The following is a 20,663-nucleotide window of genomic DNA, read 5'->3' on the forward strand; positions in this document are numbered from 1 at the left end:
GAATAATCACACACAGAGAATGATGCGACTTCAACCTCCACACCATGAAAAAGACTGGACTACAAGCCCAGTCTTTTTCATGGTATCCATTATGTGAGTGAATTGTTGTCTTTTAACTTTTAATTAAAGACTCTAAATGCTGCTTGCCCGCTTCTGTAATCCTTGTGCCCACCCTGCCTCGATGAACCTTCACATATCCTCGTTCACTTAACAACTGAAGTCTATACCGCACTTGTTGTTCTGTGAGGGGGATAGCTTTTTTCTCTGTTTCCTTGACAATTTTTTGCCTACTAATACTGGTTTCCTTTGCCTCCAATTCAAGAACCACTTGTAAAACCAAGTAAAGTTCCTCTTCATCTATTGATAGAGCCGGCGTCATAGGGAGATCCTTCCCTTTACTTGCCTCAGGGAAGAGATGCTCTTTCGGTTCCCCTTGGAAAAACGACTCATTCGGTATATCTCTAAGAAGAACTTCATGATTTTCACAAACGGTTAGCATATAGTCGATTGTATTTTTTAGCTCACGAATATTTCCGTACCAATGGTATTTTCTTAATTGTTGAAACACAGCCGGATGTACTTTAACGTCTTGCATCCCTGACTGGTGAATAAAATAGCGGATCAGTCCGTCCACATCTTCTTTTCTAAATCGTAACTCAGGTAAATGAAGAAATAGGACCTTTAACCGATGATACAAATCTTCGCGGAATTGATTTTTTTCGATTAATGTTAGTAAATGGCGATTCGTTGCTGCGATCACTCTCACATCAACAGGAATGATTTCGTTTCCTCCAATACGAAGAAGTTCTTTTTCTTGAAGGACACGCAAAAGTCTTGCCTGAACTTTCAAACTGATATCCCCAATTTCGTCTAGAAAGATTGTTCCTCCATGAGCTTGTTCGAAAAGGCCTTTACGACCTCCTTTTTTAGCTCCAGTAAAGGCTCCTTCTTCATAACCGAATAGTTCACTTTCCACTAAATCCTCTGGAAGGGCACTGAAATTGACCGCCAAATAAGGCCCTTGTCTCCGATTGGATTCATTATGAATCGAGCTTGCAAATAACTCTTTTCCCGTCCCACTTTCCCCTTCAATCAAAATCGTCAAATCAGACTTTGCCAGTTTTTTTGCAATTCTCTTTGTTTCTAAAAGCGTATCATTCTGCCCGATAATGTCTTCAAAGGTATACTTAGCGAAGTGACCCTTTTTCAATAGTTCTCTTCTTCGTTTGTTTTCCATTTCAATGGCTTCCCCTGCATTTTTAAAGGTAACTACTTTCGTCCCATCGGACTCCATTGAAAATTTGTGAACGATAATATCTGCTTGTTCAATCGTAAAGTATCGATTCGACTCTCCTTTATTTTCTAAAACAAAAGAGACAAGCTCTTTATTCATGAGCACATCTTGAATTGGTTTACCAATCACCCGTTTTCCTCTAATATGAAGAATTCCCTCCATGATTCCATTAAATACGGTGATGATCCCTTGATTGTTCACAGCTAAAATCCCATCATGAACGCCATCGACCACTTTTTTTAAATGTTCACTTATTCTCGTCGCTTCTTTTGTCGTGTCAGAGATTCTTTTACTGAGATCGATAATTTTTTGAATGTATCGATTGGACACCTCTTGGTTTTTTTCATTAGCAATATCCAGTTCACTAAGGATCGCAATGATGGAACTCATGTCGATTAGCCGAGGACGAATATTGATCGTTGTCTCTATAAAATCAGGAACTAAATCCATTTCTCCAGGTGTAATCGCAATGGGAATACGCTTGACCATCTTCTTTCCCGGGAAATAAGGATAGTACTTCAAATGGTCTACACCTAAATTCCTTAGTGATTCAATTGCTTCATTGACCGTTTCGGGATAATCGTTCACATAAAGAACCTCAGTCCCGTTAGGAAGTTCAAATAATTGATCAATATAGAGGAAATTCACAATCCTATTTGCAATAAGTTGTTTGCAATTATCGGATATATAAGGTGCGACTTCATTTTTCATCAGTGAGGAAGACAGAAGCACCACTTCATTTTCGAATACAGGCAGTATATCATCTTCAGCGGAGTATCCTGAGATCTGCACGAAGTCACCAATAATATCTTCTAATTGGTCTACTAACGTTTTTTTCGTCTCTTTAGAACCTGCTATCAAGATAATCCGATTTGGTTTCTTCATATTATCACCCATTAACGTTTATTGGTTGAACCTGATAAACCAATTATACGTGGTTCATAAACAAAACACACGAAAAACCCACATCCTAAGTATAGAATGTAGGTTCATTCGTCCCTATTCAAATGTGCCTTTCACGATCGCTTCTTTTTCTTTCATCATCCATTGACCTTTAGCCATGACGCTATCTATAGAAAAGGAGTTTCGCTCAATAATGAGAGCGTCAGCATCTTTCCCTATTTCAATTGTTCCTTTATCATGTAGTTTCAGGATTCGTGCAGGATTTTCAGTCGCCACTTTCAAGACATCTTCAATAGGAAGGTGCTCAGTTACAATCGCATCTTTTATTTCGTTGAATAAGCTGACTACGCGTCCGATACCTAAACCAACAAATTGACGATTTTCATCAAATCTCGGCAAACTTCCTTGTCCATCAGACGTAAAGGTAATTTGACTGATCGGCACACCTGCTTCAAGCATACGTTTCAATCCCTTACTGCACTTTAAGTCGTCATCATTCACTTCTTCTTCAAGGCAACTTGTCGTGAAATCGACGATTCCTCCTTTTTTGGCATAGTCAATGCCGTCTTCAATGAGTCGCTCATGGCGATTAATATGAGTGGGCCAAAATTGCGTGATCGGAATATTCGTCGTCTCCACCACTTTTTCAATCAGGTCTAGTCCGTCTTCTCCATCGCCTAAATGGATGTTCACGATTCCACCTTTTCCAGAAAGAATGCCCCCGATTCTCGCTTCACTAGCTAACCTTGCTAGTTCTTCCAAAGTAGGCTGGGAAGAACGATGATCCGCAATCGCAATTTCACCTGCTCCAATGATTTCGTCAACGAGCATAATATCATTCTCTAAAGATCCCGTTAACGTTTTTATTGGAATATGGTAATTTCCACTCTGGCAATAACAGCTGATACCTTCTTCCTTTAATCCTTTTGCTTTTGCGATCAGGTTAGCCATTGTTCTTGTCGTACCATCTGTTCCGATGACACCAACCACAGTCGTAATCCCTGCTTTAATACATTCTGAGAGCATCAATTCAGGCGTTCTTGTTTTGAAACTGCCTTCTCCTCCTCCCCCTGTAATATGTACATGACCATCAATGAGGCCAGGCACTAAGTAATTCCCGTCTGCATGAACTACTTCCACATGTTCAGTCAAACTGGATGGATCTATTTGTTTAGAGATAGCAATAATTTTCCCGCCACCAATAAGAACATCATTTCTACCTAAAGAGGTTGGAGCATACACGTCAGCATCTTTAATAAGGGTCAGCATCTAATTCCACCTTTATTTTATAATCCATTGATGATTTCTATTGTTTATTCATCATATAAATGACAAGCAACTTCTTGTTCCTCATTCATCCTTTGTAATTGTGGACGATCATGATGACACCTGTCAAATGCTTTTGGACATCGTCCTACGAATGCACATCCCTTTGGTGGGTCCACTGGTGATGGAACATCCCCTTTAAGGATGACACGTTCTTTCTTATCTCGGGGGTTAGAAATGGGAATAGCCGAGAGCAATGTTTGAGTATAAGGGTGTAAAGGGTTCTCAAAGATCTTTTCTGTAGACCCCGTCTCTGCCATTCTTCCTAAATACATCACGGCTACACGGTCACACAAGTGCCTTACCACACTTAAATCATGGGAGATAAACAAATAAGTTAAATCAAATTCCTTTTGCAAGTCTTTAAGCAAATTGAGAACTTGCGCTTGAATAGATACATCTAACGCAGCTACTGGTTCATCCGCTATAATTAATTTCGGATTCAAAATTAGGGCTCTTGCAATCCCAATCCTTTGCCGCTGACCACCTGAAAATTCATGAGCGTAACGGTAAGCGTAATTACGATTTAACCCTACCACATCAAGCATTTTGTTAATCCGTTCCGTTCTTTCCTTTTTATTTGTGACCCCGTGGGCCTTTAATGGTTCTGCCAAAATATCTTGAACAGTTAGGCGTGGATTCAATGATGCATAGGGATCTTGAAAGACCATTTGCATGTTTTTTCTTCTTTCTCTTAAGTCGCTCTTTTTCAGAGCGGCTAAATTCTCTCCACCAAAAGTGATTTCACCTTCAGTCACTGGAACCAATTGAGTAATGCCCCGACCGGTCGTAGACTTCCCGCAACCGGACTCTCCTACAAGACCCAAAGTTTCTCCTTCTTTTATGGAAAAGGATACGTTGTCTACAGCTTTTACATACGTAATCTTCTTTTTGATAATTCCTTTTTTGATCGGAAAATAAATCTTTAAATTCTTCACATCTAATAGTGTACTTTCAGCCATTTTCTTCACCTCCTAATCCTCAGCATAGAGCCAGCAACGACATTGATGGCCTTGTTTCATTTGAAATAGAGGCGGATCCTCTTCACGACAACGATCCATCACTTTATCGCAACGATCAGCAAAGCGACAACCTTTTTCCACTGTTCCTGCCTGTGGAACCTGACCTCTAATGGAATATAAACGCTCGATTTTTTCTGTTGCTTTTGGAATGGAGCCTAACAGACCTAGCGTATAAGGATGCTTCGGATCGTTAAACAGTGTATCCACATCAGTTTCTTCCACGACCTGCCCTGAGTACATGACTACGACCCGATCACACATCTCAGCTACAACACCTAGATCATGAGTGATGAACATAATCGATGTATCTGTTTTCTCTTTTAGATCTTGCATTAAATTTAATATTTGAGCCTGGATCGTTACATCCAACGCCGTCGTAGGTTCATCTGCTATTAATAATTTAGGTTGACAGGCAAGACCAATAGCGATCATTACTCTTTGCCTCATGCCACCAGATAGCTGATAAGGATAGTTACTGTATATTTGCTCTGGTCTTGGAATTCCAACTAGTTTCAGCATCTCAATAGATCGATTTCGAGCTTCTGTTTGGTTCATGTCATTGTGAAGCAGTAGCACTTCATTGATTTGTTTTCCGATCGTGAATACGGGATTTAACGAGGTCATAGGTTCTTGGAAAATCATCGATATATCATTCCCTCGAACTTTACGCATGTCTTTTTCCTTGAAATCTAATAGGTTTTTCCCTTCAAACTCGATCGTTCCTCCGGCAACTCTGCCTGGAGGTGAAGGAATCAGACCCATTATCGATAAAGAAGTCACACTCTTCCCGCAACCGGACTCTCCAACCACGCCTAACGTTTCTCCAGCTTTGATGTGAAAGGAAATCCCGTCTACAACGGAAATTTCCTTTCCATCACTTTTGAAATTAATTGTAAGATCTTTGATGTCTAATATATTTTTTGTCATGGTCATCACTACTCCTTCAGCTTTGGATCGAGGGCATCCCGAAGTCCATCCCCAAAGATGTTAAAACTTAATACTGTAATTACAATGGCGAGACCGGGAAAGAATGTTGCATGAAAAATGTTGCTACTGTTATCTTTTGCTGCACTCAGCATCGATCCCCACTCTGGAGCAGTAATATCTCCTCCAAGACCTAAGAAACTCAATGCGGCTCCAATAAGAATTGCTACCCCAATACGCATCGTTAAATACACCATCACAACAGATAACGTCCCAGGGAAAATATGTCTAAAGATAATCACTGTGTTCGGAACGCCAATGGACTTTGCCGCCTCGACGTAAGTCATTTCTTTTAAAGAAAGGGTAGAGGCTCGCACAATTCGGATAAATACTGGGATGGTGAAAACCGCCACAGCGAAAATAATATTCGTTAAGCCCGCCCCTAAAAAGGCGATGACGGCAATAGCTAATAAAATCCCCGGAAAGGCAAGTAACACATCTGTCATACGAGTGACTAAACTATCGAGCCATCCTCCGTAATAACCGGCTAGCAATCCTAAAACCGTTCCAATCACTGTACCGATGGCAACAGAAACGAATCCTATGAGCAACGTTTCTTTCGTTCCATGAATCACTCGACTTAAGATGTCACGATTTTGATGGTCCGTTCCAAAAATATGCATGGATGAAGGTGTTTGATGTTTATAAGCATCGGTTAATTCAACCGTTGTACTTTCAAGATAGATTCCAGTTAAAATCGGTTCCACTTGTTCATTCCCTACTTGAAATTGAACGACAGAGCTCACATCTCCAGATTGAATTTGAACGATCCCTTCTCCTTCTTCCTCGAACTGCACTACCCCTTGTTCGTTCACTGTAACTACGTCTTCAGTTAATGAACGAAGTTGAAAGCTAGCGCTATCTTCATTTTCGGAAGACCCTGATTGGAACCCGCTTGTATCTTCTTCTTCGTCTGCTCCGTATTTCTCTTCTGTATATGCGCGTAACTCTTCAATTGTTGTGATTTCCGATCCATCCGTTTTCAATGCTTCGAAATTGATCTGATACTCGTCTCCTATGGAAAATGCTTCTTCAGGTTGAGCAATGATAATCTGAGACACTATTGGTTCCACGTCATCAAGGGGTACCTCTCCCTCTACAAGGATCTCTGCAACTGAAGATACATCTCCACTCTCTATAACAGCCTCTGTAGCTCCTGAAGTATTAGCACTAATTTGAACACCGGATTGTGTCCTTCGAATAGAGGCGATTCGGCGATTCTCCGTTTCTGTCTGCAATTGAGGAAGTTCTGATTGGTCAACCACCTCACCATTACTTAATCTTCCTTCTAATTGGACCGTTGAACTTGTTAACTGATCGACATCGATCCCTTTATCTGCGTACTGGGCAGTGACAGGTCGATGTGGATCGTATGGAGCAAACAATGGGCCAAATATTCCAACTAAAAGAATCATGATGACTAAGCCGAAAGCAAAAACAGCTAATCTTTGTTTTAGAAATTTCCGTAAAAAGATCCGGAAAGGAGAATTTTTCTTTTGCTTGTCCATTATGTTTCCCCCTCCTATTCGTAGCGAATTTGTGGATTCAAAAATCCGTAACTGATATCCACAAGTAGATTAATTAATAAAAATTGAAACGAAAATAAAAGAATTAATGCTTGGATGACTGGGTAATCTCTTGTTAAAATCCCGTCAATTAAATAGGAACCTAAACCAGGCCAAGCAAATACTTGCTCTACAACAACAGCCCCTCCGATCAGGAAGCCAAATTGTAGGCCTGCCATCGTAACTACAGGGATTAACGCATTTCTTAGTACGTGACTCCAGATAACAACTGATTCTTTTTGACCTTTCGCCCGCGCCGTTCGTACATAATCCTCACGAAGGACTTCGAGTACACTAGACCTTGTAAACCTAACGATGGTCGCAGCTACACCGAAACCTAATGTGAGTGAAGGTAATATTAAATGAAGCCACGTTCCACTTCCACTTGTCGGGAACCAGCCAAACTGAACAGCAAAAATCTGCATCATCATAAGTCCGAACCAAAACTCTGGAATACTGAGTGCAGTGATGGTAGAAATCATACCTAATCGGTCTAAGATGGAATTTCTTTTCGTTGCCGAAATAATCCCTACGGTCACTCCAATCAATATCGCCCAAAACATACTAAGGATCGTTAATATAAACGTGTACCCAAACCGCCTCAGGACTTCTTCAGACACATCCGACCTCGTTCGGTACGATTGTCCAAAGTCTCCTTGAATCGCCATGTTATACATATATCTTCCATACTGAACGACGAGAGGATCATTAAACCCTTCTCTTTCTCTCATTTGTTCGTAGGTCTCTTGGTCTATTTCTGCCCCATACATAATGCGGATAGGATCCCCTGGCGTTAAATGAACAAATAAAAACGCAATTATGGTAATAATAAATAATATAGGAATCATACCAAGAAGCCTTCTAATAACAAAATTAAGCATTTGACCACCTTCCTTTCAAATTGCGAACACTCCCATAGACGATGGTTATGTAATGTATACCAGGTTTTCGAAAAAGAAGAAGAAACTCAAAAGACCCTACTTCATTCTTTTGAGTTTCCAGTCTTCATCTTCTCTTAATGAATTATTGGAATTCAGCTAGATTTAAGTTCACTGCACCAGAAGGTAAAACATAAATACCTACTAAATCGCGATTCTTAGCTATGATCGCATCTGGGATATGCAAGAATACCCACGGAGCATCTTCATAAATCTTTTGCTGAATTTCTGCATAAATTTCCATCGCTTCGTCTTCATCAGGCGTCGCTAACGCTTCATCAAACATTTCATCTAGTTCTTCATTAATATAGAAGCCTGAGTTATTGAAATTCGGTGGCACTCTGTCAGAAGCAAAGTTCGGACGGAGACCGTAATCAGCTTCACCAGTACCTGGGGACCAGCGTCCGATCCACATATCAGTGTCTTCGCCTGCATCTAACATATCGAACAACGTCCCAGATTCATACGCTTGCACTTCAACGTCAATTCCTATTTCTTCTAGCTGGATTGCGACGTATTCTGCTACTGAAATAAATTCAGTGCTATTTCTTGTCCAAAGGGTCGCTTCAAATCCATCAGATTGCTCACTGCCATCCATAAGTTCTTGAGCACCTTCAACATCGTATTCGTAGATCGGTTGACCTGAATAACCGTAGACATTAGGTGCGATCGCTGAATCAGCAATCGTTCCATAACCATCTAGAACTTGCGCAATTAAGCCATCTTTATTTACTGCATGGTTCATAGCTTGACGAACATCTAAATCTTCGTATTTGTCATTTTCAAAGTTCATCCCAATATAGAACACATCTGTCGTTGGACCTGTAAACAAATCAATCTCTTCTTCTTCCTCAAGTTCTGCAGCATTTAATGTAGGGATTGGGAAAATAAGATCGACTTCTCCCGTTTGCAGCATATTTACTCTCGTACTTGCTTCTTGAACAGGTCTAAATGTAATTTGATCTACTCTAGCTAATTCCTCTTCGTTCCAGTAGTCATCAAATTTTTCTACAATAACATGCTCGCTATCACGCCATTCAACAAATTGGAAAGGACCTGTTCCAACTGCCCCTTCTCTGTCTAGGTTATAATCTTCATCCTCTTGTTTCTTCTCAATTTCATCAACAGACTTCATAGCCGCTGAAGAGTGGGCCATATAAGAAGCCATCGCAGAGTTTGGTTCTTCAGAACGGATCGTTACAGTAAAGTCGTCCTCAACCTCTACTTCATCAATAAAAGAGAAAAACGAAGACCTGGCTAAGCCATTTTCAGAATCACGAACGAAATCTAAATTTTCTTTTACTACATTTGCATCGAATTCTGTGCCATCGTGAAAAGTGACTCCTTCACGAAGAGTAAACGTAACCTCTGTTGCATCATCGCTGTAGTCATAATCCTCAGCTAGCACATTCACAATATTCATATCTTCATCAAAGCGAAGCAATCCTTCAAACATTGTACTTTGCACAGTAGCAGAGTTTCCGTCTGTCGTATTATGCGGATCCATGGACGTAGGTTCTGCTTCAATTCCTACAGTTACTTCCCCTCCGCTTTCGGAGCTTGCATCCGTTTCATTATTAACCTCTTCATTGTCATTGGTGTTTCCTGCATTTGTGTTATCATTCTCTGTTTCATTCACTTCTTCTTCTGTAACCCCGTTATTACTTTCATCATTCGGAGTTTCGTCGTTGGATTGACACGCCGCTAAAATAAACATAAATGACAAGACAATCAATAACCAGATTCCTTTTCTACTTAACATTCACTCATCTCCCCTTTTTAGTTTGTCATGTATATAAGATGCAAGGATTATGCCAATTTACTAAAAAGGGGATTATTTTCTGAAAATTCGTTGTAATTACAGGATTTTTCACATTTTCTTTCTATACATCAAGGAATAAAGGAGAGGTAAATCGGGTGAACCAATAAATTAATTGGGTGTTGTTTAATATTCATTCTTTACAGACAAATTTTATACAATAATACGCTAAATTCAATCAATTTCATACATATTAATACAAAATCATCCAAATACCCCTCATTTAAGGTCATGAATAAAGAACTTTTTACTCTCAACCAATTACACCCAATAAATTTAAAAATTCTGACTTTTTATTCAATACTGAACTCTTCAGCTAAGTTGAAGCGTCAAACTTATCAAAAAAGACAACCTCCGGGAAGAGATTGTCTTGACTTACACTTAAAATATTACTGCCAGTACCATTGACAATACACCTAAAACACCTAACTGCATTGTAGCCGTGGACGTTTTTTTCTTATGACTTTTCCAGATCATTAAATACAAGCCAAACATCAGCCCCATAAACAAAATTCCATCGACAATGGGGTGAATAAAGGTTAACTGAGTCGTTGCGTGCTGATATATAGAGTAATTAACTAATATAGCTACACTCCACCCAAGGAAAATACCAATGCCAATCCATTTTAATAATCGTTCCATTTCGATTCGCCTCCTATTACGTATGATGAGTAAGTTCTTTTAGATTATTCACTATCAGAAATTTGCTGGAAAATCTGACCGTATGTTTCTTCATCAAACAACCCTTCATATCTAGCAGCTTCTTCTCCATTTTCATAATGAACAATCGAAGGAGTCGCCTCAATATTATAATCATTCCAGCCTTGATCAAATTCTAAAATGTTATACAACTTCAAGTCGACATCCATTTCTTCTGCTTTCGGAACTAGGATTGGTGTCGCCTCATTACAGAACTCACACTGACCACTATAAAAATAAACCGTTACGTCTTCCTCATTCGCTAACTTTTCATCTAATTCTTCAGGCAGAATGATATTCTGATAATGGGGGTCATCAAGTTGATCGATCGTTTCACTGTGTAGCCGATCTTTTTCGAAAGGATTTCCTTCTGCTTGCTGCTGATTTTGATACGAAGTTAGAAAGGCAATTGCCACAAACAGTAAGACGATGACACTACCAAAAATAATAACTTTTTTCATTGATGTTTCACTCCTTTGATGTTTTAATAACCCAAACCATGAGCAATGAAATCAGTAGAAAAGCTACTGTAGCTAAAAATGGAATCGTTATAAAGCCTAAGTAATTTATGTACTGATAGTTACATGGAATTATTCCACAAGCTTCACCTACTGATGAAAGAAAAGGGATTTTTTGAAGCATATAATGATAGACTGAAAAACCTAACCCAATTAAACTCAAAGGTAACGTGTAGTAGGCTTGGCGGACATCCTTTTTCACGGTGGCTATCGCTAACGTTATTGCAAGAGGATACATGAAAATTCGTTGTATCCAGCAAAGCTCACATGGAATATAATTCAGGATTTCCGAAAAATACAACGAGCCTAGCGTTGCCATCAGAGCAATCCCCCATGCCGAAAGCATAGCCAGCTCTATTTTTTGCTCACTTGTTTTCAAATTGATCTCTCCAATCTTTATATTGCTTTTTTCCCCACTATTAATGTATCGAAAGAACCTTCCCTTTGTAAAGGACAACCTCTCCATAGTTCAACAACGTCACAAAAAATCGAACTTTTCAAGGATCATCTTTTCCTTGGAAGTTCGACCCGTGCTTTATGAGTGGAGGACAGCGGTTGGTTCTTTTTCATTGACAAAGTCCATGACATTATCAGCTGGAAGAGCTTTACTGTATAAGAACCCTTGCATCTCATCACAATTTCGTTCATTCAGGAACATCACCATCTCAGCTGTTTCAACACCTTCTGCAATAACTCTCATGTTCATGTTATGAGCAAGTTGGATAATGGACGTTACAATCGCTTGATCATTAGTATTTTCTATCACTTCTCTAATGAATGATTGGTCAATCTTCAGTGTGTCGATAGGAAATCTTCTCAAGTAACTAAGTGAACTATACCCTGTCCCGAAGTCATCAATGGAAATTTGAATTCCAATGTCCTTTAAACGTTTTAACGTCTTGAAGCATTCATCACGATTATACAGTAAATCATTTTCTGTAATTTCCAAGTCAAGCAGACTAGGATTTACGCCTGTTTTTTCAATAATGTTTTTCACTTTCCCGACAAAGTCAGGTCTCTGAAATTGTTTAGGAGAGATATTAATTCCCATTCTAGTAGAGAACCCTTTGTCATACCACTGTTTAGCTTGATAGCATGCTTGCTCTAAGACCCAATCGCCTATTGGAAAAATGAGTCCTGAATCTTCAGCAATCGGAATGAATACTCCTGGGGAAACGTCGCCCAATTTCTCATCGTTCCATCGAAGCAACGCTTCAAATCCAACCACTTTATTTTCTTTTAAATCCACTTGTGGTTGATAATACAATTGAAACTGTTGATTTTCAGTCGCTTTTCTTAATCTTTTCTCAATTCTTAGCCGCTCATCTCTCTTTGTCCTTAAAGAGGTTTCATAAACTTGATAATGATTTTTCCCTCTTTCTTTAGCATGTTGCATGGCTATTTCTGATTGTTGAACTAAAGGAGTTGATGCGACCCCCGTTTCAGGGTAAAGAGAAATACCTACAGTGGCGGTAATAAATAATTCATTATCTAGAACGAGAAATGGTTTCTGGAATCTTGCTAACACTTTTCGAGCAACAGACTCTACTGCTTCTCTCTCAGGTTCATTTCTCATTAATATTGTAAATTCATCTCCGCCGTAACGATAAACCGACACTTGGCTATTTTCAAACAAAACGAGTTCCTTGGATATTTCTTCTATTAATTTATCTCCAGTAAAATGCCCTAACGTGTCGTTATAGTATTTGAAACGATCTAAATCGATAAAAAGCACAGCCGCACTTTTACTTAAGGATTGATAAGATGTAATCATTTTCTGAAGATCCAGTTCAAATTGTTTTCGGTTTTTCAGACCTGTTAATACATCTACGGTCACTAATTCTTTGATTGTTTCTTCCGCTTCCTTTAATGGGGTAATATCTTGATGAAGGATTAAGTTCGCAAATCTCATCCCTGAATGGACTAATGGAAAGACCGCAGTTTCCAACACAGCTAATGAGCCATTCTTCTTTTGATGCCTCGACTCAACTTTAATGTCATACCCCTCTTTTATCGCCGTCGTCAACACAGTGCAATCAGTGACGTTCATTGTGTTTACATCAATTCTGTCGAAATAGCTCTTACCTACAATTTCCTCCTGGTCAAATTGCATGGTTTGTATGTATTCCTCACTTGCGTACGTTACTTCTCCATCGGGGCCTGTAACGACTACTAATGAGATATCTTCCACCGCTTTTTTCAAAACGCTAATGGAAGAAGTTAAAAAGGACTCTTTTTCATCCCAGGAATCCCCTTTTAGAATGCGTTTAGATAATATCTTTAACCACTCAGGTGATAATGAACGGTTTTTGTTCAATGGTGCATCGTCAACGTCCTTGTTGATTGGTGATCTTCTCATCTTCCCCCTCCTAGAGTTGTGAGATTGTTCCTTCATAAGCAACTATTTACATTTTATGACGAATGAGTCTTTAGACGCAAGTTTTTTATTATATTTGGTATTTCCACAGTTCGGTTTCATTCTTATTTATTCGCAAAATAGTAACAATTTCGCCATGTGATCTTCACACTTCATTGAGTCGAAGTGCTCTTTAATCGTCTATACTATAAAAAACGAAACGTAAATTTGAGGTGAAAAAATGGATGTTAAAATCTATATAAATTCCACAATTAATAGTAAACTTTTCGAGAAAAGAGTATCCGATGTTATGGACCAATTAGGTCTTCAGGCCGAATTTATTTCTGTCGATCATTCCAAGGCATCCTCACAGCATCCTTTTTATACACCTGCACTCTATATAGATGGAAACCTGATATCTAGTGGGAAAGTCTTATCCAAAGAAGAAATTTTAAAGTGTTTCTTATAAAGTGTTTGCAACCCCCTCTGTTTGGGTATATTATCCATAATCGTTTTAATAGGGGGATTATAATGGAAACAACAGAATTAAACGACAGTTATTTTACATCGATTGGTTATGATGGAGCTTTAAGGCAATTACACGTCCGATTTGCTTCCGGTGCTTATATTATCTATTCTGAAGTCACTCAAATGGATTATGTCGGGCTCTTATCCAGTAACCAAATGAAAGATTTTTTCCACGAAAAAATTGAACCAAGATTTCCATCCCGGAATGTAAATACGTAATAATTAGGCAAAGCCTTCACATTGAAGCTTTGCCTTTTTAAATATTCCGACTTTATTTCATCTTTCATTTATTTCTTGAAAAAGGTGGTAGATCCATGAGGAGTTCGTTACAATAGACGGTGGATAAGCTATTTTTCAGAAATGAGGAGGGTGTATTTATGAAAATCGGGGTACCTAGAGAAATAAAAAATAACGAAAATCGCGTAGCGCTAACTCCAGCTGGAGTTCTCACACTCAAGCAGGCAGGCCATGCAGTTATTGTAGAAACAGAAGCTGGAATTGGAAGCGGTTTCACTGATGAAGATTATATTGCAGCAGGAGCAGAACTATATAGCGACGTGAAATCGCTATGGGCTGAAGTCGACATGGTGATGAAAGTAAAAGAACCATTGGAATCTGAGTATGTTTACTTTAGAGATGGACTGATTTTGTTTACATATTTACACTTAGCCGCTGTTCCAGCACTAGCTAAAGCCTTAACAGAAAAAGGAGTGACCTCTATCGCTTATGAAACGGTGGAAATTAACAGAACTCTACCATTATTAACTCCTATGAGTGAGGTTGCAGGTCGCATGGCATCTCAGATTGGCGCACAATTCCTTGAAAAGCCTCATGGAGGAAGTGGCGTTCTACTATCTGGCATTCCAGGTGTTAAGCGAGGGAAAGTAACGGTTATTGGCGGTGGAGTTGTTGGAACAAACGCTGCAAAAATTGCGATGGGGCTTGGTGCCGATGTAACAATCATGGACTTAAGTCCAGAAAGACTGCGACAATTGGACGATATTTTTGGCACGGAAATCAACACTTTGATGAGTAATCCGTTAAATATTGCTCAAGCAGTGAAAGAATCTGATCTTGTTATAGGGGCTGTCCTTATCCCTGGAGCTAAAGCACCGAAGCTCGTAACGGAAGAGATGATCAAAGAAATGAGACCAGGATCGGTTATCGTAGATGTTGCTATTGATCAAGGTGGGATTGTTGAAACTGTGGACAAGATTACCACCCACGATGATCCAACATATACAAAACATGGCGTCGTCCACTATGCCGTTGCAAATATGCCAGGGGCTGTCCCAAGAACCTCAACAATTGGTCTCACAAACGTTACAGTACCTTATGCATTGCAAATTGCTAAACACGGTTTACCTTATGCATTGAAAAATACTCCTGGTTTAATCAAAGGGGTCAACACCGCTAATGGTCATGTTACTTATGAAGCCGTTGCCCACGATTTAGATTACGATTACGTACCAGTGGAGCAAGCATTAAAACTAGTATAAATCTATTTAAATACAGAGGCAGTCACTTAAAGGATAACTTTAGGTGACTGCCTCTATTTTGTATAATAGACATTTTCCCTCATCGTTTCGTCCTGATCAGCCGAGTCATGACGGTTCATGCTACGCCGGTACTGACTGCGCAGCATGAACCGTCATGACCCCACCATAAAAAGCAAAGCCTTCTATGCTTCCTTTTGACTAGCTAATACACCTAATTTCTCTGTTAAATTCTCCAGTTCATTAAAACTTTCAACGATTGATTGTATTCGGTTATTTTGCTCCTCTACAGACGCTAGCATCTCTTCAACAGAAGCACTGGATTCTTGTGTAAAAGATATGGTATTAAAAGGTTAGAGTCGAAACGGCAACAAAGGACTTGAGAAAAACGCTCAAGTCCTTTGTATGATTGCTAAATATTCATGTTTATACAATTCTGGCTCATCCCGGGCTAACTCATTATATACAAACGAAAATATCATTAAACGAAATAACCAAAATAAAGGACAGCTAGAAAAGAAACGATGAACTGAATCCAAAATAAAATCGATGTTCGGACTGTCAACTCATTTTTCGACATGCGATTTGAAATCAATTCCATGACATAAATTAACCAAAAAGCTAATAATCCTTTTACAACCGTGCCCCACCATAGATTCATGATGATTAGCCCTCCTCCGGTAACGAAAAGGAGAATATAGAAAACTCTTAAGGTCATTTGAATGATTTTCGCTGGTTTTCTTTTCCCAGTCTTTAAGAAAACGACTGTCAATCCAAATAAGACCATCGTAATAAACCAAAATAGTGCATGAGAATGAATGAACGTCTCATATTGCCACATTGAATTGCCTCCTTTATCCAATACCTTCACTGTTTAGAAGTATATCGAATATTGATTATATATGTAAATAGTATTGTAGTAAACAGTTTTAATGGAAAGAAAAGAAGCCGTCCATTATTGAACGGCTTCCTCATTATCATATCTCGCTGTCATCTTGATTGCTGCATCCCCTTAGTCAATACGGGCATCTCTTTCATCATATACCCGACATTACGTACCGTTTTAATATAGACTGGATTACGTTTATGAGGTTCTATTTTCTGGCGAACTCTACTTATAAAGACATCTATTATTCTTTCGTCTAACTCAGAATCATTCCCAGACAAAACTTTTAACAGATGCTTTCTGGAAAATGCTTTTCCCTTGTTTTTCATCAAAAAATAAACAAGCTCAAACTCTTTTCGGGTAAAATCGATGACTTCTTCGTTATCTTTGTATACAGAAAAGTGAGTCGGATCCAGAGTTAAATCTCCATTTCTTAATAACTTCTGTGACGATCCATTTCTATCACCTTGGTTTTCATTCGTATCATAGCAACACAAATTTCCTCTTCGTATAATTGATTTCACTCGAGCTACTAGTATCTTTAATCTAAGAGGTTTGACTATATAATCATCTGCACCTAATTCCAAACCTAGGACAGCATCAATTTCATCGATCTTCCTCGAGATTAAAATGATTGGTATCCAAAGGTGGTGTGATTGTCTTAATTCCCTGCATAAGTCTAATCCACCCAGTTTCCGAAGGTCTAGGTCAATAACAATCGCATCAGGTTTTAACGACGTGGTCGCCTTTAAAGCATCCAACCCATTCTCCACTGCCCAAGTCTCAAATCCGTGTTTCTGAAAGGTTTCTTCCATATCTGTGCGCAGCGTTTCGTTTCCCTCGGCGATTAAAATTGTTGGTGCCATTTTTTTCTCACTCATGAAATCAACAACTTTCCTCCACAAGAGTTTCTTAGTTCAAATCAAAGCGTTCGCCATTCACTTCGTAAATAATCCATTCAGCTATGTTCGTGCAGTAGTCAGCAATTCGTTCAATGTATCTAGCAATAAAAGCCATTTGAGTCACTTGTTCAGCTGTTTCTTTATCATCAATTTTAATAGTAAAAATAGATTTAACGAATTGTCCATAAGCCTCGTCTACCTCGTCGTCCACGTTGGCAATATGTTGCGCTTCGATGACATTTCCTTGCTGGTATGCGATAAGTACTTCTCGCATCATTTTGCTTGTTTTTGTGGCCATGGCCATTAGATCCGATTGATAATCTTTAAAATACGACATTCGATCCATTCTTTGAGCTGCTTTAGCCATATCTACAGCTAAATCACCAACTCTCTCTAGATCACTTGAAATCTTTAATGCAACAATGATATTTCTTAAATCAGAAGCTACTGGTTGCTGCTTCGCAATCAATAACGTTGCTTTTTCATTGATATCAAGTTCAAGGGAGTTTACTTTTTTATCGTTTTTAATAATTTCATTGAATTTGGCAACATCTTCATTTTCAATCGCTGTAAGAACATCTTCAAAGGCCTTTTCAACCATTGAACCTAGCAACATGATTTCTTCTTTTAGTTCCCTTAATTCTGCTAAAAAACCGCCACGCATAGGCATATATCAACTCTCCTTAACCAAATCGGCCTGTAATATAATCTTCTGTACGCTTGTCAGTCGGATTAGAAAAGATCTTATCCGTGTTATCAAATTCAACCACTTCACCGTTAAGGAAAAAGGCCGTCTTATCTGAAATACGCGCAGCTTGCTGCATATTATGAGTTACAATAATAATTGAATACTTTTCTTTTAATTCTTGGATAAGTTCTTCTACTTTCAATGTCGATTTAGGGTCTAACGCAGATGTTGGCTCATCCATAAGAATGACTTCAGGCTCAACAGCTAAACATCTAGCAATACATAATCTTTGTTGCTGTCCCCCAGATAATCCCAATGCAGATTCGCCCAAGCGGTCTTTTACTTCGTCCCACAGTCCTGATGCACGTAAACTTTTTTCAACAATTTTTGTTAATTCTGCCTTCTTTTTGATTCCATGCACTCGGGGTCCAAATGCGATGTTATCAAAGATAGATTTCGGAAATGGATTTGGTTTCTGGAAAACCATCCCTACTGATGAACGTAATTCAACTAAATTAACTTTTGAATCGAAAATATTTACTCCGTGATAGTCTATATTTCCATTGATTTTAACAATGGGTACTAATTCAACCATTCGGTTAACCGTTTTTAAAAAGGTCGATTTCCCACAACCTGAAGGACCGATGATCGCCGTCACTTGTTTCTCGGGAATTTCTAAGTTAATATTTTTTAAAGCTTGATCGTTTCCATACCAAAGGTTTAAACCTTTCGCAGAAATAATACTTTCTTCTTGCACATCTTTATCTAAGGACAACTTTTGTTTTTCTTTTACTACAGTTTGAATCGCAGACATTGTCATTCCTCCATTCTATTTTTCAAAAACTGTCTTCCTATCTATCTATAACACTTCGTTTTTCTTTCGGTAGTAGTTTCTTAAAAGGATCGCAAACATGTTTAATAAAATGACCAACATAATTAGAACGAGAGCTGTTCCATAGGCAATTGGTCTAACCGCACTAGCTTGAGCATGCTGTGTGGCTAAAATGTATAGATGATAAGGTAAAGCCATGAAATTATCCGTTAGACTTGTAGGCAGGTTTCTAGAGAAATAAGCGGCACCCGTTAAAATAATCGGTGCTGTTTCACCTGCTGCTCTAGCCAGTCCTAAGATAGATCCTGTCGCCATTCCAGGAATAGCTGAAGGTAAAACTAGTTGGCGGATCGTCTGCCACTTCGTCGCACCTAAGGCAAGTCCGCCTTCTCTAAAAGAAGTAGGCACAGATTTCAACGCTTCTTCAGACGCGGTAATGACCCATGGTAAAACCATGATTGCTAACGTGATCGCAGCGGTAATTAACCCGACGCCAATTTTCAAAAATGAAGCAAAGATTGCTAGACCGAAAAGGCCATATACAATTGATGGAACACCAGCAAGGTTTCTAATGCTCATTCGAATCACACGAACAAGCGGTCCTTGTGTAGCATATTCATTTAAGTAAATCGCTGCACCAATCCCAACAGGCACTGAGATGATAATTGTTAAAGAGGCCACATAAAATGTTCCAACTAATGCAGGCCATACTCCTCCCTCTGTCATGTTTCTTTGAGGTGGTTGCGTAATAAACGACCAGCTTATAACATGTGCACCTTCACGGATAATAGAGAATAACAGCAACCCTAACGCGACTATGGTGAAAAAGGCGAAAGCGCCACAAATTGTAAACCATAGTTTCTGTTCTAATTGTTTACTCATTGGTTAACTTCCTCCTTTGTCTTGAGATCAATAAATCAGCAATTAAATTAACGATAAATGTAATCACAAATAAAATTAAAGCAATCACGAACAAGGAACTGTAATGTAAGCTTCCCCATGGAACATCAGAGCCTTCAATTGCAATATTCGCTGTCAATGTTCGCACCGACGTGAGAAAGTTCGGCAAAGTAACACCAAGAAATTCTGTAATTGGCATGTTGATCGCATTTCCCGCAGCCATTAATACAGTCATTGTTTCGCCAACGGCACGGCCAAAACCAAGCATAACCCCTGCAACAATCCCAGATTTAGCTGCTGGTACAGTGATGGTCTTAATCGTTTCCCAGCGTGTGGCACCTAGAGCGTATGCGGCTTCACGGTAATCTTTAGGAACACTTTTAATGGAATCTTCAGAGATACTAATAATCGTAGGCAAGGCCATTACAGACAAGATGACCGAAGCCGTTAAAGCTGTTAATCCATTAGATAAGCCAAAAACATTTGCAACAATAGGTGATAAGATCACTAACGCAATAAACCCAAGGACAACTGATGGAAAAATCGCTAACACTTCCACTGCTGGTTTAAGGATTTCCCTCACTCTTCTCGGTGCAATTTCAGCAATGAAAATAGCTGTAAAAATCCCCCATGGGATGGCAATCACTAGCGCTCCAGTTGTCACCATTAAAGAACCAAGAATAAACGGTAATGCACCATAACCGGCTCCTTGTGGAGAGGACGGATACCATCTTGTACCTGTTAAAAATTCCATAATCCCCACTTCTCTTATTGCGCCCGATCCTTCTCTAATCAAGAAAAACAAAATTAACAGTAGAACGAAGATAGCGATTGAACCAAATACGAAAAACATTTTTTCTATTAAGAAATCTAGTGTGTTAGATTTAAATGATTTTTGGGTAAGTGTTTCTTTATTTACAATCTTCAAGTCTTCAACTTCTTGATTCACTTCTTTTTCAGCATGTTGTAAAGACATTGTCTTGCCTCCTGTTCCTGTCATAAACGTG

Annotated in this window: 20 protein-coding genes; 3 read left to right on the forward strand and 17 right to left on the reverse strand. The window is 39.0% G+C overall.

The window, feature by feature from the left end; translation table 11 throughout:
* Positions 1-112: 112 nt before the first annotated feature.
* From CR194_RS10575 to CR194_RS10625, 11 genes are all read right to left on the reverse strand, one after another.
* Positions 113-2,179 (reverse strand): sigma 54-interacting transcriptional regulator, encoded by a 2,067-nt coding sequence (locus CR194_RS10575; RefSeq protein ID WP_110609625.1) that lies wholly within the window; start codon positions 2,177-2,179, stop codon positions 113-115.
* Between the two features lie 114 nt (positions 2,180-2,293).
* Positions 2,294-3,466: a beta-aspartyl-peptidase gene (gene iadA / locus CR194_RS10580; RefSeq protein WP_110609626.1), complete on the reverse strand. Its 1,173-nt coding sequence runs from the start codon at positions 3,464-3,466 to the stop codon at positions 2,294-2,296.
* 44 nt (positions 3,467-3,510) lie between these two features.
* Positions 3,511-4,485 carry an ABC transporter ATP-binding protein gene (locus CR194_RS10585; RefSeq protein WP_110609627.1) on the reverse strand — a complete coding sequence of 325 codons (975 nt, stop codon included), beginning with the start codon at positions 4,483-4,485 and terminating at the stop codon, positions 3,511-3,513.
* A 12-nt stretch (positions 4,486-4,497) separates the two neighbouring features.
* The gene (locus CR194_RS10590; RefSeq protein ID WP_110609982.1) at positions 4,498-5,472 is read right to left on the reverse strand and encodes an ABC transporter ATP-binding protein; all 975 of its coding nucleotides are present in this window, start codon (positions 5,470-5,472) and stop codon (positions 4,498-4,500) included.
* Between the two features lie 8 nt (positions 5,473-5,480).
* On the reverse strand, positions 5,481-7,037 hold the full coding sequence (locus CR194_RS10595) for an ABC transporter permease subunit (RefSeq protein WP_110609628.1): 1,557 nt from the start codon (positions 7,035-7,037) through the stop codon (positions 5,481-5,483).
* 14 nt (positions 7,038-7,051) lie between these two features.
* On the reverse strand, positions 7,052-7,975 hold the full coding sequence (gene nikB / locus CR194_RS10600) for a nickel ABC transporter permease (RefSeq protein ID WP_110609629.1): 924 nt from the start codon (positions 7,973-7,975) through the stop codon (positions 7,052-7,054).
* A 142-nt stretch (positions 7,976-8,117) separates the two neighbouring features.
* On the reverse strand, positions 8,118-9,794 hold the full coding sequence (locus CR194_RS10605; protein WP_110609630.1) for a glutathione ABC transporter substrate-binding protein: 1,677 nt from the start codon (positions 9,792-9,794) through the stop codon (positions 8,118-8,120).
* 438 nt (positions 9,795-10,232) lie between these two features.
* On the reverse strand, positions 10,233-10,493 hold the full coding sequence (locus tag CR194_RS10610; RefSeq protein WP_110609631.1) for a hypothetical protein: 261 nt from the start codon (positions 10,491-10,493) through the stop codon (positions 10,233-10,235).
* Between the two features lie 44 nt (positions 10,494-10,537).
* The gene (locus tag CR194_RS10615; RefSeq protein ID WP_110609632.1) at positions 10,538-11,011 is read right to left on the reverse strand and encodes a thioredoxin family protein; all 474 of its coding nucleotides are present in this window, start codon (positions 11,009-11,011) and stop codon (positions 10,538-10,540) included.
* Positions 11,012-11,018: 7 nt separating this feature from the next.
* Positions 11,019-11,447 (reverse strand): disulfide oxidoreductase, encoded by a 429-nt coding sequence (locus CR194_RS10620; protein WP_269845711.1) that lies wholly within the window; start codon positions 11,445-11,447, stop codon positions 11,019-11,021.
* A gap of 156 nt (positions 11,448-11,603) precedes the next feature.
* Positions 11,604-13,427, reverse strand: a complete 1,824-nt coding sequence (locus CR194_RS10625) for a sensor domain-containing protein (protein WP_158282240.1) — start codon at positions 13,425-13,427, stop codon at positions 11,604-11,606.
* A gap of 238 nt (positions 13,428-13,665) precedes the next feature.
* Here CR194_RS10625 and CR194_RS20865 point away from each other — a divergent pair, with 238 nt between their 5' ends.
* The 3 genes from CR194_RS20865 to ald all read left to right on the forward strand — a co-directional run bounded on the left by CR194_RS20865 (position 13,666) and on the right by ald (position 15,451).
* On the forward strand, positions 13,666-13,893 hold the full coding sequence (locus CR194_RS20865) for a thioredoxin family protein (protein ID WP_110609635.1): 228 nt from the start codon (positions 13,666-13,668) through the stop codon (positions 13,891-13,893).
* 62 nt (positions 13,894-13,955) lie between these two features.
* Positions 13,956-14,171: a KTSC domain-containing protein gene (locus CR194_RS10635; protein ID WP_110609636.1), complete on the forward strand. Its 216-nt coding sequence runs from the start codon at positions 13,956-13,958 to the stop codon at positions 14,169-14,171.
* Positions 14,172-14,329: 158 nt separating this feature from the next.
* Positions 14,330-15,451, forward strand: a complete 1,122-nt coding sequence (gene ald / locus CR194_RS10640) for an alanine dehydrogenase (RefSeq protein ID WP_110609637.1) — start codon at positions 14,330-14,332, stop codon at positions 15,449-15,451.
* A gap of 478 nt (positions 15,452-15,929) precedes the next feature.
* Here the strand turns inward: ald and CR194_RS10645 are convergent, their stop codons facing one another.
* The 6 genes from CR194_RS10645 to pstC all read right to left on the reverse strand — a co-directional run bounded on the left by CR194_RS10645 (position 15,930) and on the right by pstC (position 20,632).
* A complete protein-coding gene (locus tag CR194_RS10645; RefSeq protein WP_110609638.1) occupies positions 15,930-16,289 on the reverse strand; it encodes a YisL family protein in 360 nt (119 codons plus the stop codon).
* A 149-nt stretch (positions 16,290-16,438) separates the two neighbouring features.
* A complete protein-coding gene (locus tag CR194_RS10650; protein WP_233254317.1) occupies positions 16,439-17,215 on the reverse strand; it encodes a response regulator transcription factor in 777 nt (258 codons plus the stop codon).
* Positions 17,216-17,246: 31 nt separating this feature from the next.
* Positions 17,247-17,906, reverse strand: coding sequence for a phosphate signaling complex protein PhoU (gene phoU / locus CR194_RS10655; protein ID WP_110609639.1), 660 nt, complete (start codon positions 17,904-17,906; stop codon positions 17,247-17,249).
* A 13-nt stretch (positions 17,907-17,919) separates the two neighbouring features.
* A complete protein-coding gene (gene pstB / locus CR194_RS10660; protein ID WP_110609640.1) occupies positions 17,920-18,738 on the reverse strand; it encodes a phosphate ABC transporter ATP-binding protein PstB in 819 nt (272 codons plus the stop codon).
* A gap of 45 nt (positions 18,739-18,783) precedes the next feature.
* The gene (gene pstA / locus CR194_RS10665) at positions 18,784-19,638 is read right to left on the reverse strand and encodes a phosphate ABC transporter permease PstA (protein WP_110609641.1); all 855 of its coding nucleotides are present in this window, start codon (positions 19,636-19,638) and stop codon (positions 18,784-18,786) included.
* Positions 19,631-20,632 (reverse strand): phosphate ABC transporter permease subunit PstC, encoded by a 1,002-nt coding sequence (pstC, locus tag CR194_RS10670; RefSeq protein WP_110609984.1) that lies wholly within the window; start codon positions 20,630-20,632, stop codon positions 19,631-19,633. The genes pstA and pstC overlap by 8 nt, the downstream gene beginning before the upstream one ends.
* Between the last annotated feature and the right edge of the window lie 31 nt (positions 20,633-20,663).

This window comes from Salipaludibacillus keqinensis (assembly GCF_003226325.1).
Taxonomy (GTDB): domain Bacteria; phylum Bacillota; class Bacilli; order Bacillales; family Salisediminibacteriaceae; genus Salipaludibacillus; species Salipaludibacillus keqinensis.

Excerpts from the sequence above, each read along its gene's own strand:
- CR194_RS10575 (WP_110609625.1), bottom strand. The coding sequence starts at position 2,179 with ATGAAGAAACCAAATCGGATTATCTTGATAGCAGGTTCTAAAGAGACG.
- iadA (WP_110609626.1), bottom strand. The coding sequence starts at position 3,466 with ATGCTGACCCTTATTAAAGATGCTGACGTGTATGCTCCAACCTCTTTA.
- CR194_RS10585 (WP_110609627.1), bottom strand. The coding sequence starts at position 4,485 with ATGGCTGAAAGTACACTATTAGATGTGAAGAATTTAAAGATTTATTTT.
- CR194_RS10590 (WP_110609982.1), bottom strand. The coding sequence starts at position 5,472 with ATGACAAAAAATATATTAGACATCAAAGATCTTACAATTAATTTCAAA.
- CR194_RS10595 (WP_110609628.1), bottom strand. The coding sequence starts at position 7,037 with ATGGACAAGCAAAAGAAAAATTCTCCTTTCCGGATCTTTTTACGGAAA.
- nikB (WP_110609629.1), bottom strand. The coding sequence starts at position 7,975 with ATGCTTAATTTTGTTATTAGAAGGCTTCTTGGTATGATTCCTATATTA.
- CR194_RS10605 (WP_110609630.1), bottom strand. The coding sequence starts at position 9,794 with ATGTTAAGTAGAAAAGGAATCTGGTTATTGATTGTCTTGTCATTTATG.
- CR194_RS10610 (WP_110609631.1), bottom strand. The coding sequence starts at position 10,493 with ATGGAACGATTATTAAAATGGATTGGCATTGGTATTTTCCTTGGGTGG.
- CR194_RS10615 (WP_110609632.1), bottom strand. The coding sequence starts at position 11,011 with ATGAAAAAAGTTATTATTTTTGGTAGTGTCATCGTCTTACTGTTTGTG.
- CR194_RS10625 (WP_158282240.1), bottom strand. The coding sequence starts at position 13,427 with ATGAGAAGATCACCAATCAACAAGGACGTTGACGATGCACCATTGAAC.
- CR194_RS20865 (WP_110609635.1), top strand. The coding sequence starts at position 13,666 with ATGGATGTTAAAATCTATATAAATTCCACAATTAATAGTAAACTTTTC.
- CR194_RS10635 (WP_110609636.1), top strand. The coding sequence starts at position 13,956 with ATGGAAACAACAGAATTAAACGACAGTTATTTTACATCGATTGGTTAT.
- ald (WP_110609637.1), top strand. The coding sequence starts at position 14,330 with ATGAAAATCGGGGTACCTAGAGAAATAAAAAATAACGAAAATCGCGTA.
- CR194_RS10645 (WP_110609638.1), bottom strand. The coding sequence starts at position 16,289 with ATGTGGCAATATGAGACGTTCATTCATTCTCATGCACTATTTTGGTTT.
- CR194_RS10650 (WP_233254317.1), bottom strand. The coding sequence starts at position 17,215 with ATGAGTGAGAAAAAAATGGCACCAACAATTTTAATCGCCGAGGGAAAC.
- phoU (WP_110609639.1), bottom strand. The coding sequence starts at position 17,906 with ATGCCTATGCGTGGCGGTTTTTTAGCAGAATTAAGGGAACTAAAAGAA.
- pstB (WP_110609640.1), bottom strand. The coding sequence starts at position 18,738 with ATGTCTGCGATTCAAACTGTAGTAAAAGAAAAACAAAAGTTGTCCTTA.
- pstA (WP_110609641.1), bottom strand. The coding sequence starts at position 19,638 with ATGAGTAAACAATTAGAACAGAAACTATGGTTTACAATTTGTGGCGCT.
- pstC (WP_110609984.1), bottom strand. The coding sequence starts at position 20,632 with ATGTCTTTACAACATGCTGAAAAAGAAGTGAATCAAGAAGTTGAAGAC.